Genomic DNA, 17,036 nt, shown 5'->3' with positions numbered 1-17,036 from the left:
TCTTTTAAACCATTATACACCGTTCACCTGCAAGTAAATTTCTGCATTGCTCATCTTTTTCAGGAATATTGACTTGTTCCAGCTCTTTCCGATATTGGCGTCTGATATCTTTTCGTTCTTTAGCCTCAATAAAGCGTCTTACCTGTTCTTTATTTTCCAGAATTAATCCGGGAACCTGTACAGGTAGGTTTTGTTCATCTTTGGCAACCATGGTAAAGTAGCAGGTATTAGTATGTTTAAGCTTGTTGGTTTTAATGTTCTCTGAAACAACTCTTATGCCAACCACAACAGATGTATTTCCAACGTAATTAATAGAAGCCATTAAAGAAACCAATTCTCCTACTTCAACAGGAGCCAGGAAGTTTACAGTATCAATAGAGGCGGTCACACAATAATTCCCAGCATGTTTGGCTGCGCAAACGTAAGCTACTTTATCCATTAATGAGAGCAGTGTACCACCATGTATTTTTCCGCCGAAATTTGCATACGCAGGTATCATTAGTTCTGTTAAAACGGTTTCAGAGTAACTGACAGGTTTGTAATTACTTGTGGAGCTTGGTTGGTCGGTTTTGTTCATATTGTAGGTGAACTATTGGAAATATTAATGTTTATTTAGCCTGGCTTCTTCAAGATCAAGATTGTCCTCCATGTCCCTCATCACTTCATGATCATATTTTTTTGCCGCTTTCATTTTCTTTAGCCCTTTTCTTCTAAGTGCAATTAGCTCAAGCATGATTTTTCTGTAAAGTTTTCGGACAGAAACGACCTCTTCTTTTTGTGTTTGTTCTATTAAGGTCCTTTCTGTTGCTTTTATACTTCGTTCAAGTTGTTCTTTAATACGTGAAATTGTCTCGTACTGGCTCATTTCCGTACTATACTTGTCATTGAGATAGCTCACACATTCTTTGGCTAGTTGTAAGCGGATCGATTCTATCTGTTCGTCTTCAGGGATATGTTCATCTACCTCTTCTACTTTTAATAATTTTAGAAAAATAGGTAGGGTTAAGCCCTGGAATACCAATGTTACCAGTATCACAATAAAAGTGATAAAAAGAATCATGTTACGATGAGGAAAAGGTTCACCAGTGTTTAATGTTAAGGGAATTGCCAATGCAGAAGCAAGCGAAACAACACCGCGCATACCGGCCCAGCCGATAATGAAAGGAAGTTTTAAACCTGGGCTTTTTTCTTTTTTTCTAATCCGTGGGCTTAAAATTCGGGGAATAAAAGCCGAGGCATAAACTAATATGATACGGAGTATAATTACAATTGCACTGATAATTAATGCATATTTAATTGCTTCCTCCATTGAATAGCCTTCAAGCCCAGCTACAATGACAGGTAGTTCCAGACCAATAAGGATAAATACAAAACCATTCAAGAGAAAACCTACAGTCGCCCATACTTCTTTTCCTTGTATACGGGTATGATAGTCGAGAAAATCTCCGGACCGGAATGACAAAAATAATCCGCCGCTAACTACCGCCAGTACACCTGACCAATGAAATTCCTCTGCAACAATGTACATGAGGTAAGGAGCAATGAGTGTAATAGGCGTGGTAATGCTCGACGATTTAGCCCAGTATCTGAGTACAAAATAGAGTAGGTGTGCAATTACAAGGCCCACTACTACCCCCATTACAGCCAGAATTAAGAAGTCAGTAGCTGCGTCCTGTAATACAAATTTGCCGGTTAGTATAGCGGCCAGAGCAAATCTAAAGACTGTTAAGGATGCTGCGTCATTTACCAGGCTTTCTCCCTCTAGTATAGTTAATCCTCTCTTTGGCATATTCACACCTTTTAATACTGATGTTGCAGCAACAGCATCTGGAGGGGATATAATACCTCCAAGTAAAAAACCAAATGCTAATGTAAATCCTGGAATAATACTGACAGAAAAATAGGCGATAGCCAGTGATGTGATTAAGACCAGGGCAAAACCCAGGGAAAAGATAGATCGTCTCCATTTCCAGAACTCATGCCAGGAAGTGTACCAGGCTGCTTCAAACAAAAGGGGAGGTAGAAAAATAAGGAATACAATATCAGGATTGATATTGATCACTGGCATACCTGGAATAAAGCTTATTCCCAGACCACCGATAACAAGAAAAATGGGATAAGATATTTTCCAGCGCTGACTCAGTAAAAAAAGCAAAGCCATGGCAAAAAATAAAGCCAATATTAAAAGCAGGTTAGCATGAATCATATTTTAAAAATAACAATAAATTGTTCTTTCTTTTTATTCTTTTTTAAGGAAACAACAATTAAAATAACTAGTCTCTTGATAGTAAGGGAGGGATGTTAATCTGTTTTGAATTTTCAATGCAAATTTGCGGACATTAATTCTGGCATGATTATCTTTGTTTGTTAAATGATTATTCATTTCAGCCATGCCCAACAATTCCAATGATTACTATTTAACTGAGGTAGATAAGTGTCCCGAATCAATTTATTGTATGCATGATCTGATGGGGGAACAAGGAATTTCGTATCATCAACATAACAAAGGACAGTTTTTATATACTGAAGGAGGGTTGGTACATGTGCTTACTGATGAAAAGACTTTCTTTTTGCCAGCCAGGCATTATATGTGGATTGCCCCGGGCATAGCGCACAGCATACATCCTGGGTCGGCAGATGTAATCATGAGGAACCTTTATTTTCCTGTTGAAGCAGATGAAAACTCTTTTTTCAGTAATACTGCTATTTATCCTGTAAATGAACTGCTTTTGCAGATGATCATTTATAGCAATCGATGGACAGGAGATATCAGTCCTGATCAGTTGAATTCGTTCCGTTTTGCACTTGCATTAAAGTCTGTTTTGCCTGATATCAGCAAGTATAACCTTCCTTTGGCTTTGCCATATCCACAAGATAGAAGATTAGGGTTAGTAATCCAGTTTATGGAATTGAGTCTTGATGATACCATTGTATTTCCTGAACTGGCGAAGAGATTTGGTTTCAGCGAACGAAGTTTGTCCCGGCTGTTTCAGAATGATGTTGGTATGTCTTTTATTCAATACTATACCTTGCAGCGGATGATGCGGGCGCTAAAACTTTTATTGGAAGATAAATTGTCTGTGAAAGAGGTTGCTGCCCGTGTAGGTTACAATAGTATACCTACTTTCAGTACTACGTTTTATAAAATCCTTGGGATAAGGCCTTCAGACTACGTAAAGAAGAAGGGGGTGTTGAGTTAAAATTATTCCTGAGCGTAGGGGTAAACCTAAAACTGGTTGTCATAATGGAAAACCAAATCTCATGAATATAAAAGTTTTCCCGATTCTTATCCTCGTATTTTTACTACAAGGTATGCGTGTTCAGGCTCAGCATAAAGATTCAACGAATTTAAATAACCGGGTACTCACCGAAGTACTTAAAGGTACAGTGATAGATAAAGGTACCAGATTGCCATTGTCTGGTGTAACCATCAGGCTAATTTCAAATCCGGCCGTTATGCCCTCTAGTACTGACCATAATGGAGTATTTCGTTTAACAGGAGTACCTTTGGGGCGCCAGGTATTACAAGCTAGTATTACAGGTTATAAACAAGTTGTGCTTTCAGAACTGTTGATTAGCAGTGGAAAGGAAAATGTCTTGAGCCTGGAAATGGAACCACAAACGAATAACCTCAACGAGGTGGTTGTTAATGCCAATTCAGGAAAGAAACCGCTGAATCAGATGGCGATGACTAGCGGACGTTCTTTTTCTCCGGAGGAAACGAACCGTTATGCAGGTGCCTTTTTCGATCCGGCTAGAATGGCGCAAAGTTTTCCGGGAGTAGTTGCTGGTGGTGATGATAATGAAATTATAGTAAGAGGGAACTCACCGAAAAGTTTGCAATGGCGACTGGAGGGTATAGAAATTGTAAACCCTAATCATTTTGGGAGTGAGGGCGCGTCTGGTGGAGGTATAAGCATGATCAATACGACGGTGTTAAGCACTTCTGATTTTTACACCGGAGGGCTGGCCGCTGAATATGGTAATGCTATTTCAGGTGTTTTCGATTTAAAATTTAGAAAAGGTAATACTGATAAACGCGAATATGCTTTTAATATCGGTGTGTTGGGAGCCGGAGCCACACTGGAGGGGCCATTTAAAAAAGGTGGAAATGCATCATATCTGGTTAGTTATAGGTATTCTTCACTTAGTTTATTGGAAAAAGTGGGCGTAGAGGTTTCGGACGCCGGTACCCCAAAATATCAGGATTTGTCATTTAATTTTGTGTTTCCCACACAAAAAGCAGGTACTTTTTCTTTGTTTGGTATAGGTGGGTTAGGTAAAATTGATAAGATCGCCGAAAGAGATTATACAAAATGGGAAGAAAGATTTGATGGTTTCGATATGAAATTAGGTTTTAATGCAGGAAGTGCAGGATTAAAACATCTTTACATTGCAAGTAATAAACTTTATTTTAACAATATCATTTCTATGTCGGCCAGCCAGAGTTTCAATACTACAGACACCCTGACTAAAAGTTATGTGCCGGGTCGTGACCATAAAGACGAATATACCAATACTGCAATCCGATATGCGGGAAGTTTAAATTACAAGATGAACAGTACTAACACCATTAGGGCTGGGGTAAATGCAAGTTTACTGAAATACAATTTATACGCTTTAAGTTACGATATGGAGTTACAGGGGTTAAAAGAATTAATCAACCAAAAGGGTAGTACGAGTAGCTATGATGCATTTATTCAGCATAAAGCTGAATTGACAAGTAAGCTAACTTTAAACACGGGTGTCCACGCTAATTATTTTATTCTGAGTAAGACCTGGAGTGTAGAACCCCGATTAGGGTTAAACTGGCAGGCTTCTCCAGATCAATTGGTATCTTTCGGAGCCGGTTTGTATAATCGTCTTGAACCGCTTTCTTATTATTTTGCGAAGAGTGCGGATGGTTCTGGGGGCGAACAACCAGCAAATTCATTGTCGCCAACAAAGTCTGCGCAGGCAGTGTTAGGCTATGAAAAATTGTTTGGTGGAAACTTTAAATTTAAAACAGAAGTGTATTACCAACATTTGTATGATGTTCCGGTATCCGTAGATCCTGATATCAATTTCTCTTTGCTCAATGTTTCCGATAATTCGGCGATTGGCTCTTCTGCTTACCGTCAACTGGTTAATAAGGGAACTGGTAAAAACTATGGACTGGAGTTTTCACTTGAAAAATCGTTGAGTAAAGGTTATTACTTTATTGCTACTTCTTCTTTGTTTGATTCTAAGTTTAAGGCCTTGAGTGGAAAGGAGTTTAATACAACTTTTAATACCCGTTATGTAGGTAATTTATTGGCGGGAAAGGAATGGATTGCTGGAAAGAAAAAGAACAACATATTTGGATTGAACGCAAAACTGATATATGCGGGAGGAAGAAAGTATTCTCCGATTCTTGTTGATGAGTCTTTCCGTTTAGACGAGGAGGTTATTGATCAGAATAAGGTCAATACATTAACTGCAGACCCTTATGTGAGAGTTGATTTTTCTTCGAGTTATCGCATCAACAGTAAAAGAGTGAGTCATTTGATTATCCTTGATATTCAGAACCTTTTAAACCGTGAAAATACAGTAGGAATGCATTACAATTTCAGTAAGCGAATTATAGAGCCTGAAAAGTGGAGTGGTATTATTCCGACGATTAATTATAGGATTGAATTCTAAGGGCTTTGTAGTGGGGGGAGAAGGATTCGAACCTTCGAAGTCTTGCGACAACAGAGTTACAGTCTGTCCCATTTGGCCACTCTGGTATCCCCCCATTCACAATTTCAAATAAAAAAGCTTCAGGTTTTTCTGAAGCTTTTCAGGGTGGAGAATATCGGATTCGAACCGATCACCTCTTCACTGCCAGCGAAGCGCTCTAGCCAAATGAGCTAATCCCCCTTATTGCTACTGGTAGTCAGTACCAGCATGGGGCAAAAGTAATTAATTTTAGAAACCCTGCAAACTAAATATTGAAATATTGCTTTATGAGTTTTAATTAATGTTTTAACCGTCACGTTTTAAGTGGGTTGTCAAAGATGATTTTATTTCTTTCCTGATCTTAATTCGGAAAGAATGTTTGTTAATATCTCATTTCTTTTAACGGATGCCTTATACATATTGTTAAATAAGACGAAAAATAAGACAAGCACTGCTATTCCTAATAGAATTGGTAAAAAGGCGAAGAATGGGAGTAAGGACATAATTTAGATTTTTGGTTAATTTAAAGTTATAAAAAAAACAGGTAGTACTTTAATTGTTGCGTATTTTTGGGGCATTATACTCATTTCATAAGTAGATGAGTAGGTTTAACTATTTTCAATACGATTTATATTGTACTCAAAAGATCAGGCATCACAAATAAAGCAGGAATTCTGGACAACATTTGGTCAGTACATTGCTCCACAGCTATCTGCGGAAGGTTTAAAAATTAACTGGATAAATTATAAAACAGGAATAAAGAACTTGTATTTTAAAATGCAGGTCGATAACAAACGGGCGTCAATAGCGATAGAGCTTACACATGCAGATGCAGGTGTACGGGAGCTTCTATTTGAACAATTTACGGAGTTTAAAAAGCTGTTTGAAAGCCAAATGGATGAAGAATGGGATTGGGAGCTTTCTGCAAACGACGAGTATGGTAAAAGTATTAGCAGGATTTATAAAGTATTGCCCGATGTCAGTATCTTTCGAAAAGAAGACTGGCCCGCGCTTATTTCATTTTTTAAACCCAGGATGATTGCGCTCGATGAATTTTGGAATGATGCACAACATAGTTTTGAGGTGTTTAAGTAAAAATGTAAAATAGTAATGAATAGACAGTATTTAAATACCGTACGTAAATTTTACCCCTCAGCATATGCTACTGAGGTTGCAATGGATAGATTATTGGACGCGGTAGAGTCAAAATTAGGCTTAAAAGCAGGGCAGTTGATGTATGCCGACAGTATATGTTGTGATGATGTAAACATTATCCAATATCCAGCTAGGGCATATGAGATGCTTGGGCCTTTTAAGATGGGTGGATTAAGTGGGTTCCCTTTTGCCGGAATTACTGGTATGAATGCTTTTGCAAACCACGTACCTGAGGACGGGGCAGTAGTTATTTTTTATGCTCCGCACATTGGGATTACCAAGGACGGTAAAATCGGCGAAATTCATCGTATTGGACAATCGACTAATTCTCCCTGTTGTGGTGCAGCAAGGGGAGCATTGGATAAATTGTTGAAAAATGAGATTTTACAGGATGACATTACTGCGCTGGATTATCAAATGAATGCCATAGAGCAAATCTTTTTACGTAATGAAAAGCGGATTAAGGAAGCGGAAAATCCACTTTTTGAAGCTACAGAAGTTATGTACGAAGCTATTGAACAACGCGTCAATATCTTGATTTCTAAAACTGATTATCCGTGCAGGCACTTGATTGTTGCGGGTGGAATTTTTATCAATGGAGATAAAGATATGGGCTCATATTGTGATTACAGACGTTTTGAATATCTCAACCTCGAAACTGGGCAGCGTTCGGACTGGATGAAGAACTTTTAATAAAATCGGTTATATTGCAGGGCTATGATTTTTAAATATATAAAACAACTTCTTTTCGCTCTTTCTTTCCTTTTCCTGAGTAGTATTTATTCAAATGCTCAGTCTCAAACAAAAACCACTTTTACCGGGGCGAAAGCTATATTGAAGCATTATAAAGCTTTGTATGTGCTCAATAATGGTGATGAAAAGAGAATCAACGGCCTTCTACGTAACATCAAAAACGCATTGGAAGATCCCCGCTTAAAAGGCAAGCTGGAAATTGAACTTATTGTTTTTGGTGATGGCGTTGTATTGTATGATAAAAACAGTGCTTATCAGGAAAAACTAAAGGATTTAGAATCCAGAGGTGTGCTATTGGCTCAGTGTGAAAATACACTCAAAGAACGTAAGATTGATAAAAGCACATTGTATGATTTTGTGAATTTTGTTCCAAGTGGAAATGGCGAAATGATCATCAGACAGCAACAAGGTTGGGCCGTAATCCATCCGTAAATTGTTGTTTAATGAATTTATGGCAAAATTGTTGCTGTTAACAAGCTGAATTTAAACGTAAAACAAAATTAGTTATGATTAAAAGGGTGCATGTTCTTGAAGATGATGAAGATATCAGATACATTATTGGGGTTTTACTAAAGGATGAAGGTTATGAACTTCAGCTTTCATCGTCATTTGATGAACTGAAAAGTAAGCTGAAAGATTCCGTTCCTGACTTGTTTATTTTAGATGTAATGTTACCTGATGGCGATGGTACAGACATTTGCACAGATTTGAAAACGGATGTGTTTACTAAACATATTCCAATCATCGTGATGTCTGCAAATGATAAAAATAAAGCTAAGAGTATAGCGGCAGGGGCAGACGATTACATTAGCAAACCGTTTGATATTGATTATATCGTGAACCGGATTAATAAGCTGTTAGTGAACTAAAACTTTCTTGATCTATAGATATAGCCCGGCGAATAGTCGGGCTTTTTAGTTTTGGAATACTTCATTAACAATCGCTTGTGCCAGATGTTTAGAATTGTTGATTAACTTTACCTGATCTTACTTTAGTAAGGAGCTGCTAAATAGTGATGCACAGAAAATATGTCCGTTTAAGCTGGAGATCTGATTTGTCAATTTAAATAGTATAATAGAAAGTAACAATATATGATTTCGTATGAATCACTTGCCGATTTAAAACTCATCAACCTGATTAAATCAGGCGATGAAATGGCATTTGATGAAACTTATAAAAGGTATTGGAGGAAATTGTACAGTGAAGCTTATAAGCGATTGAGAAACGCGGAGTTATGTGAGGAAGTAATTCAGGATGTTTTTGCAGATTTTTGGGTAAAGCGAGAACAGAAAGAAATTGAACAATTATTTCCTTACCTTGTTACGGCTGTGCGCTACCAGGTATATATGCTTTATAAAAAAGGAAAATCTATGCCGGTATTTGAAGAACCATTGGAACATATGGCTCAGGAGTCTTTACAGGCAGATTCCTTATTTTATGAGAAGGAACTTAAAGAAAGTATAAATGTCTGGCTTGATTTACAGCCCGAAAAACGTAGGGAAATATTCAACATGCGATTTATGCAAGACTTAAGTACTAAAGAGATTGCTGAAATCCTGGGGATTTCTCAAAAGACAGTGCAAAATCAATTACTTACAGCTACTGCCAGTTTGCGTAATGCTCTGGGAAAAGTTGTAACGATCTCTGCAATTGTTATGGCATTAAAACAACATTAAAAAAATATTTTTAAATGGCATAGGAGATTTTGCTTTTATACTATACTGTATATAAAAGGATTTTATTTTATGGCTCATCCTACAAAAAAGGAATTTCTTGAACTAACTGGTAGATACCTGGAAGGAACTACTTCAAAAGACGAAGCTAGGATCATTGAAGCTTATTACGAGCTTTTTTCCGACCAACCAGAAATAATGGAAAGGATAGAGACATTTGGTCTTACTCCTGTTGAACAAAAAATAAAACAGGGAATTCGCAACAGAATAGAAGAACTGGAAGCTATCCCTGAAAGGAAGACTGTAACCAGCATTACGAAAATGTGGTATCGGATTTCTGCTGCTGCGGTTTTGTTGATCTCAATGAGTGTGGGTTTGTATTTTTACCTTGGTCAGTCGGCAAAATATAGTGCAATGCACATACAAGCAAAGAATGATATTGCCCCAGGCACTAATAAAGCAATATTAACATTAGCCGATGGAAAAAAAATCATGCTTGCTGATGTATCCGAAGGAGAGGTTGCGTTGCAATCTGGAATAATCATTTCCAAAAATAAATCAGGAGAATTGGTTTATAGTGTGTCTGCAGATGTGAAAGGTAATAATTCTTCTGGATTAAATACCATTAGTACTCCGAGGGGAGGTCAGTATCAGGTAAGATTTGCTGATGGAACAATGGTTTGGTTAAATGCTGAATCGACTATTAAGTTCCCTTCATCGTTTTCGGGGTTAAAGGAAAGGATCGTTGAGTTGAATGGAGAAGCGTATTTTGAAGTTGCAAAGGTAATGATGATCAATGAGAAAGACAAAGAACATAGAATGCCATTCATTGTTAAAAGCCGAAGACAACTAGTTGAAGTAATGGGCACTCATTTTAACATTCAGAATTATTCAGATCAAAAGCTTATAAAAACGACTTTACTGGAGGGAGCTGTTCAGGTTTCTGCCTTAAATACCTCACCGGGAAATACTGTGATTTTAAAACCCAATCAGCAGTCGGTATTAATAGATAAGAAGTTGCAGGTGTCTGAAGTTGATGTCGAAGAGACTGTCGCATGGAAATCTGGTCTTTTTATGTTTAATGAAGAAAATCTGGAAAGTATCATGCAGAAAATTGCCAGATGGTATAACGTGGACATAAGATTTGATGATGATGCTTTAAAAAGTAAGGTATTTAGTGGCAGTTTTTCACGTTTTACTAATGTTTCAAAAGTTTTGCAAAAAATTGAATTAACACGTGCGGCCAGATTTGATGTTAAAGACGGCGTAATCACATTGTATAAATATTAATAGGAACTGCTTTAAGCTTTTCGGAGATAAACTAATCAACTAAACCAATAACCAATATGAGGAAAAACTACAAAAAAGACCCATGATGTGAATGCATCAGATTTCCATAAAAAACCAGCATCAGACGGCCATCCGATGCTGGTAAATAGTCTGGAATGTTATTAATAAATTTTAAGGATTATCAACTTTACCAAACCAATCAAATGTATAAAAATTATATCAGAACCTTAAATGGTGTGCAGCATTGCGTACCTAAAATTCTGCTTGTTATGCGGTTAACTACCATTTTAATACTACTTACTGTAATGCAGGTTAGCGCAACTAGTTTTGCGCAAAAGGTTACTTTAAGCCAAAAAAACACTACGCTTAACCAGGTGTTCAGAGAAATCCGAAAGCAAACTGGTTATAATGTATTCTGGGAACGTGATGTTTTAAAAGGATCGGCAACGGTTAATGCAGAATTTAAGAATGCTTCATTAGATCAGGTAATGGATAAATGCCTGGAAGGTAGAGCGCTTACTTTTACGATTCAGGATAATACCATTGTAATCCAGAAAAAGGAGAAGTCGATTATCGATAAAGTAATGGACTACCTTACTGTGATCGATATCAGAGGAAAGGTTCTGGATGAAAATGACAGGCCGCTTCCTGGAGCTACAGTAAAAGTAAAAGGAGGTACTAAAATAGCTTTGACCAATGCGAACGGCGAGTTTGTATTACAGGGTGTACCGGAAAATGCTGTTTTGGTGGTTTCCTATCTGGGATATGAAGGAAAGGAAGTCGCTGCTACTGGAGGTAGTCTTTCTGTTCGTTTAATACCCGCTTCTCAAAGTCTGGTGCAGGTTTCCATTATTTCTACAGGATATCAGACACTGAAAAAATCGCAATTGACAGGTGCGTATGCTAGTGTTGACAGAGATACTTATCAACAAAGTGTTCCTGTGGCGGGAAATATTGTCGATAACCTGGAAGGGCGTTTGTCGGGATTAATGTTAAACATCAATCAGTCCAGAAACTCCTGGTCTGATCCCGGTAACACCAGCCCATTTGTAATCAGAGGTGTTTCCACTTTTCAAGCGATTAAAAAGCCGCTTATTGTATTAAATGGTTACCCTACGGAAGTGGATATTGAATCTATAAATCCCTATGACATCGAGTCTGTCACAATCCTTAAGGACGCTGCGTCTGCAGCAATTTATGGGGTTCGTGCATCCAATGGTGTTGTTGTGATCAATACGCGTAAAGGAACGCTTGGAAAACCTAAAGTTCATTTCACTACGGCTTTTACATTTAGGCCCAAACCAAATTTTAATAAATTAAACCTTGCAAAAGGGCGTGATTATGTAGCTTTTGAGCAAGCTCAGGGAATAAATAATATCGAAAATCAATTCTATTCTAAGGATTACATCGATATGGTAAATGGAACTTATACACCGGTTTTTAGCATTACGGATGATTTGTATAGTGGGAAGATTAGCCAGGAGGAAGCGGACCGGTTGTTTAACGAAGTTGCCGCATATGATAATACCGAGGATTATAAAAAGCTGTTTATTCAAAATCAGTTGTACCAAACTTATGATTTCAACGTAAGCGGGGGTGGTGTAGCTTCAACTTATTTTTTTGGTATAAACCATCAGAATAATCAAGGGTCTGATAAATTTTCCGGTTACAATAAGACGAATATCAATTACAGGGGGACTTTTGAATTTTCAAAGCGCGTAAATCTGGATGTGCAGACGATTTACTCAAATAGTAAAAGTAAGCGTGTACCTATTCCTGATTTTAAGTCATTTAAGCCATATCAACATTTTCTTGATGGAGCTGGTAAATCTATATCAAGTTATTTCGCCCCATATAATGAATCTTATTTTGGGATAGGTGAGAGTACTGGTACCATTAGTGCCGCAAGGAATGAAGAAAATATGACTTTGGGTTTGTATGATGAAATGTATTATCCATACCAGGAAATGTTTGAATCCAGCAGCAAGACCGACAACAGTAATTACCGCGCTCAGGCAAATCTAAAGGTGAAGTTAATTGAAGGGGTAAATCTGGAAATGGGTGGAGCATTTGAAAAGCAAGTAACAAAGTTTGTTGATCTGGCTTCCGAAAATGCTTACCAAACCCGAATTATGTTGAATTATTTCGCAAGTGCAGACCCTTCCACAGGAAGGCCGGTATTTGGAATTCCTCAGGGTGGTGTAAAAAGGGCTACAGATAGTGACGTTTCTGCATATACCTTAAGAGCTCAGCTAACCTATAACAAGCTGCTGTCTGAAAAACATGACCTGTCATTTTTGGCAGGTGTGGAACAAAGAAAAAATCTAAGTTCCAGCCGTCTGAATACGGTGTTTGGTTATAACGGGAATACTTTAACCATTAAACCTACGGATTTAAGTCTGTTGGGGAATTATAATTATTATCCAGAGTACAATGATATCATTGTTTCCGGGTTAAGCGGTATCGTTTTTGATCAAACTACCTTTGAGCAATTTTTTAATGAAAGGTATGGAGATGACCGATTCCTGTCTTACTATGCAAATGGAGCTTATACTTATAATGATAAATATAGTCTCACGGGAAGTTTAAGAATTGATCAGTCGAACCTGTTTGGTACAGATAGTAAATTCCGTTACACACCACTATGGTCTGCAGGTTTTGCCTGGAATATGAGAAACGAGGAATTTTTAAAGAATGTTAACTGGATTGATGAATTAAAGATACGTGTGGCAGCGGGATATAATGGGAATATAAAGAAAGGTAGCGGCCCATTTAATATTCTTCAAAGTTCCATTAACAGCTATGTGCCTAATCCTGTTGTAGGTTATACAATTTCTGCACCCCGCAATAACCAGTTGAGATGGGAGAAAACACTTAACTTTAATACAGGGGTTGATTTTGGACTCTTCGCTGGAAAACTTTCTGGTACGGTAGACTATTATATTAAACGTGGTGAAGACATTTTTTCAGCAATTGAATCTGATCCGACATTGGGTGTTAGTAATTTGCTGACAAATAACGCGTCTGTAGAAAATAGAGGAATTGATCTAAGTTTATCTTCTTTAAATATCCGGACTAGAAAGTTTTTCTGGAAAACACAGGTTACAGGATCTTTTAATTCCAGTAAAGTACTTAAAGTAAAAAATACATACAGAGGATTTTACAACTTTACTCGTGCGGGAGGTGCTGAAAATATTGAGGGACATCCGATGAATTCTGTACTTACATTGGATTATGCTGGGTTGAATGAACTGGGACAGCCTATGGTTAGAGATGGAAATGGTAACCTGGTTGTATTAGGTTATACCCCTCAGGTGGATATCCCATTCAGTGCTTTAAAATTTGCAGGTACGAATGATCCTAAATATGCATTAGGGTTTAACAATCAGTTTGGATTTGGGAATTTTAGTTTGTCTGCTTTAATGATGTATTACGGCGGACACGTAGCGCTCATTGCGCCACCTTCAGTGTATGGTGAACGCCCGTTAAATGGGATTCAAAATCTTTGGAAAAAGGCTGGAGACGAGAATACAACCAATATACCAGGATTTGGCGGGGCTTATGGTACTCCTGAGTACATTCAAACCAGAGCCGGGTATCAATATGCACAGCAATTTGTACGTAAGATGGATTATATAGCGCTTAGAAATGTAACGTTGACTTATAATGTGAATAACAAAATTGCTCAAAAGCTGGGGCTGAGCAATACTAAGTTTATTTTGCAGGTACAGAACCCAGCTAAATATGTATTTAGTGGAAATGATATTGATCCGGAGACACTTGATTACATCTCGGGAACGAGGGGTTTACCTGTAGTGCCATCTTATACTTTCTCTCTTTCTACAAACTTTTAGTATTGATCTTATAAAACGAACCGAAAATGAAACTAAGCAGCTTAATATATACCATAATGATACCGGCAATGTTTTCGGTATCTTGTAAAAAGTTTTTAGATGTGAAACCTAAAGGGGTAATCATCGCGGAAACTATTAATGATTATCAGGGACTTTTAAACTCCCAGTTTGTGCTAAACTCTTTTGGATTAAATACACCAATCATTTTTCCGACAGATGACATAATGGATCCTACTTTTAACCTGCAAAGTCAGACTTCCCCAAAAGGTAATATGTATTTCTGGACAGCATATATCAACAATTCCAGTGTACGACCCGATTTATGGGCAGATATGTATAGTAGTATTGCAAATTTAAACGTAGTTACTGAGGGGGTACTTTCGGCTATAGATGGCACGCCACTTCAAAAACGACAGCTCTATGCAGAAGCAATGGTTGCCAAAGTATTTAACTATGTGCACTTATTGTCATTCTTTTCCCCCGCATATAGTAAAAGTACTGCTGGAAGTGACTATGGTGTACCTTATATTACCAGTACAGATGTCAGTGCCACTGTACCGGAAAGATTGTCCTTACAGGCTTGCTACGACCAGTTGATAAAAGATGTTGTTAACGCTATTCCTGATTTACCCGAAGAGAATTTAAACAATACCCGGGTTACAAAAAGTGCGGCCTATGGTATGTTGACCAGAATTTATATGAGTATGGGAGACTATGTTAACGCTTCGAAATACGCTGATCTGGTACTTGGTTCTGATAAAGCGACAATATTAAATTACAATAATTATGTAGGTGGAAAACTTCCGGCAACCAATAGCAATGCTGAAGAACTTTGGGTAAAATATTGTAACAATTCAAGTTTTCGCTATTCGGACGAACTTTTATCTCAATATGACAGGGCGAATGATTTACGTATCACGTTTCTGGCAACTACAAAAGCTGATGGGATCTATTATGGTAGTCAGACTTATAACCCTAACCGGGGAATCACCTATGCTGAAATTTATCTCGACAAAGCTGAATGCCTGGCGAGGGCAGGAGATTTTAACGGAGCCTTGGACATCGTAAACAATACCATAAGGAAAAACAGGTTTACTCCTTCGAAATATACTCCGCTTGCAGCGACCAACACAGAAACAGGAATTAAAGCTGTATTGGAGGAACGGAGAAGAGAACTTGCCTTTAAAGGTTTGCGATGGATAGATATGAAACGATTGGATAAGGACGGACGCATGCCTGCTGTAAAACGTGTAGCGAAAGATGGAACTACCGTTTTGGCAACGCTCATGCCTGGAAGTTTGGCTTACACTTTCCAGATCCCTTTAATGGTACAGAGCTTCAATGCGGACATGCCCTTGAATAAAAGATAAATTTAAAATCATAAAATAACAACTATGAAAACCATAAAAATGAAATGGATAGGGCTTGCTTTTGCCTGTTTTTTCCCAACAATGGGCTTTGCCCAGCAAGTTTTTACCATATCGGGTAAGATTGGAAACTTAAACCGTCCGGCAAAATTGTACCTAAGCTATTATCTATATGAAAAACAAAAGATGGTACGTGATTCCGTACCATTAAAAAATGGTTCGTTTAATTTTAAAGGAATTGCGGTAAAGGAGCCGCTTACGGTGGAACTTGTACTGAGTCATGATGGATCTACAATGAGAACCTTGAGCGATAAGTCGTATGCTATTGATGAAACGTTGGATCATATGGACAAGCTAAATATCTATGTAGAAAATGGAGTTAATATACTCACATCAAAGGACTCGTTAAATAATGCTGTAATTGGTTTGTCGAATATTGAACGGGAAAGAAGGCTGTTTGTTGATTTTGTAAAAACTACAAAAGATCAGATGATAAAGCTTAATGATGAATGGAAAAATTTGTCTAAAGCAAAAAGGGCTGACGAAGATATTGATGAGACAAAATACATACAAACATTGAATCTACTTTTTGAAGCAGAAAAAGAGTACAGCGAGCAATGTATACTTTTTGCTAAAAAATATCCGGCTAAATTTTATGCTGGTGTGGCTTTGCGAAATGTATTCATAGGGGCTGACGGTCGATCGGGCAGGATTGAAGATGAACGCTTATTTAGAGATGCGCAGCTTGTTAAGGCGGCTTATGCAGGACTATCACCTGATGTAAAAAAGTTAAGGCCTGCTGAAGCCATCAGATACAACTATACGGAGACATTGCAAAAAAAGAAAGTAAATATAAAAGCGACTAATTTTGTGCAGCATACAGCTGACGGAAAGGCTGTAGGTTTAACGGATTTTAAAGGCAAATATGTATTTGTAGATTTCTGGGCATCCTGGTGTGGCCCTTGTCGTGGTGAAAATCCCAATGTGTTAAGAGCTTATAACATGTACAAAAGTGCTGGCTTGGATATCCTTGGAGTATCATTTGATGACAAGAAAGAAGCCTGGTTAAAAGCGGTTGAGGAAGATGGTATGCCCTGGACACAAATTAGTGCACTTAAAGGGTTTGAAAATGACGCTGCCAAAATCTATAACATTCAGGGAATTCCTTCTAGTCTACTGATTAATCCCGAGGGGGAGATCATTGCTTACGATTTGAGAGGTCTAAACCTGGAGAAAAAGCTTGCGGAGATTTTTAAAAAGTAGTA

At 37.8% G+C, this 17,036-nt stretch carries 13 protein-coding genes and 2 tRNA genes; 11 read left to right on the top strand and 4 right to left on the bottom strand.

Features of this window, described 5'->3' with window-relative positions:
* Window positions 1–4: 4 nt before the first annotated feature.
* Complete coding sequence (locus R2Q84_RS22180; RefSeq protein WP_410478434.1) at window positions 5–499, bottom strand: acyl-CoA thioesterase; 495 nt, start codon at window positions 497–499, stop codon at window positions 5–7.
* A gap of 102 nt (window positions 500–601) precedes the next feature.
* The gene (locus R2Q84_RS22175; protein WP_316818791.1) at window positions 602–2,206 is read right to left on the bottom strand and encodes a Na+/H+ antiporter; all 1,605 of its coding nucleotides are present in this window, start codon (window positions 2,204–2,206) and stop codon (window positions 602–604) included.
* A 184-nt stretch (window positions 2,207–2,390) separates the two neighbouring features.
* Here R2Q84_RS22175 and R2Q84_RS22170 point away from each other — a divergent pair, with 184 nt between their 5' ends.
* Window positions 2,391–3,200 (top strand): helix-turn-helix transcriptional regulator, encoded by an 810-nt coding sequence (locus tag R2Q84_RS22170; RefSeq protein ID WP_316818790.1) that lies wholly within the window; start codon window positions 2,391–2,393, stop codon window positions 3,198–3,200.
* Between the two features lie 61 nt (window positions 3,201–3,261).
* Window positions 3,262–5,661: a TonB-dependent receptor gene (locus tag R2Q84_RS22165; protein ID WP_316818789.1), complete on the top strand. Its 2,400-nt coding sequence runs from the start codon at window positions 3,262–3,264 to the stop codon at window positions 5,659–5,661.
* 11 nt (window positions 5,662–5,672) lie between these two features.
* Here the strand turns inward: R2Q84_RS22165 and R2Q84_RS22160 are convergent.
* Together R2Q84_RS22160 and R2Q84_RS22155 are read right to left on the bottom strand one after the other, a co-directional pair.
* Window positions 5,673–5,755 (bottom strand) — tRNA-Tyr (locus R2Q84_RS22160).
* A gap of 51 nt (window positions 5,756–5,806) precedes the next feature.
* Window positions 5,807–5,880: transfer RNA gene (locus R2Q84_RS22155), tRNA-Ala, on the bottom strand.
* Between the two features lie 432 nt (window positions 5,881–6,312).
* Between R2Q84_RS22155 and R2Q84_RS22150 the strand changes: the two genes are divergently transcribed.
* The 9 genes from R2Q84_RS22150 to R2Q84_RS22110 all read left to right on the top strand — a co-directional run bounded on the left by R2Q84_RS22150 (window position 6,313) and on the right by R2Q84_RS22110 (window position 17,034).
* Window positions 6,313–6,774: a DUF4268 domain-containing protein gene (locus R2Q84_RS22150; protein ID WP_316818788.1), complete on the top strand. Its 462-nt coding sequence runs from the start codon at window positions 6,313–6,315 to the stop codon at window positions 6,772–6,774.
* A gap of 15 nt (window positions 6,775–6,789) precedes the next feature.
* Window positions 6,790–7,527, top strand: a complete 738-nt coding sequence (locus R2Q84_RS22145) for a hypothetical protein (protein ID WP_316818787.1) — start codon at window positions 6,790–6,792, stop codon at window positions 7,525–7,527.
* Window positions 7,528–7,551: 24 nt separating this feature from the next.
* On the top strand, window positions 7,552–8,019 hold the full coding sequence (locus R2Q84_RS22140; RefSeq protein ID WP_316818786.1) for a DsrE family protein: 468 nt from the start codon (window positions 7,552–7,554) through the stop codon (window positions 8,017–8,019).
* Window positions 8,020–8,093: 74 nt separating this feature from the next.
* Entirely contained in the window at window positions 8,094–8,456 is a 363-nt protein-coding gene (locus R2Q84_RS22135) for a response regulator transcription factor (RefSeq protein ID WP_316818785.1), read from the top strand.
* Between the two features lie 222 nt (window positions 8,457–8,678).
* Window positions 8,679–9,263, top strand: coding sequence for an RNA polymerase sigma factor (locus R2Q84_RS22130; RefSeq protein WP_316818784.1), 585 nt, complete (start codon window positions 8,679–8,681; stop codon window positions 9,261–9,263).
* Between the two features lie 69 nt (window positions 9,264–9,332).
* Window positions 9,333–10,550 (top strand): FecR family protein, encoded by a 1,218-nt coding sequence (locus R2Q84_RS22125; protein WP_316818783.1) that lies wholly within the window; start codon window positions 9,333–9,335, stop codon window positions 10,548–10,550.
* A gap of 203 nt (window positions 10,551–10,753) precedes the next feature.
* On the top strand, window positions 10,754–14,404 hold the full coding sequence (locus R2Q84_RS22120) for a SusC/RagA family TonB-linked outer membrane protein (RefSeq protein ID WP_316818782.1): 3,651 nt from the start codon (window positions 10,754–10,756) through the stop codon (window positions 14,402–14,404).
* Window positions 14,405–14,430: 26 nt separating this feature from the next.
* Window positions 14,431–15,774, top strand: coding sequence for a RagB/SusD family nutrient uptake outer membrane protein (locus R2Q84_RS22115; RefSeq protein WP_316818781.1), 1,344 nt, complete (start codon window positions 14,431–14,433; stop codon window positions 15,772–15,774).
* Window positions 15,775–15,798: 24 nt separating this feature from the next.
* Complete coding sequence (locus R2Q84_RS22110; RefSeq protein WP_316818780.1) at window positions 15,799–17,034, top strand: TlpA disulfide reductase family protein; 1,236 nt, start codon at window positions 15,799–15,801, stop codon at window positions 17,032–17,034.
* The last annotated feature ends 2 nt before the right edge of the window (window positions 17,035–17,036 follow it).

Origin of the sequence: Pedobacter nyackensis (genome assembly GCF_032678475.1) — a bacterium.
GTDB lineage: Bacteria > Bacteroidota > Bacteroidia > Sphingobacteriales > Sphingobacteriaceae > Pedobacter > Pedobacter nyackensis_A.
The sequence above is the reverse complement of the archived record's forward strand: the minus strand, read 5'-3'. Positions and strand labels throughout refer to the sequence as shown.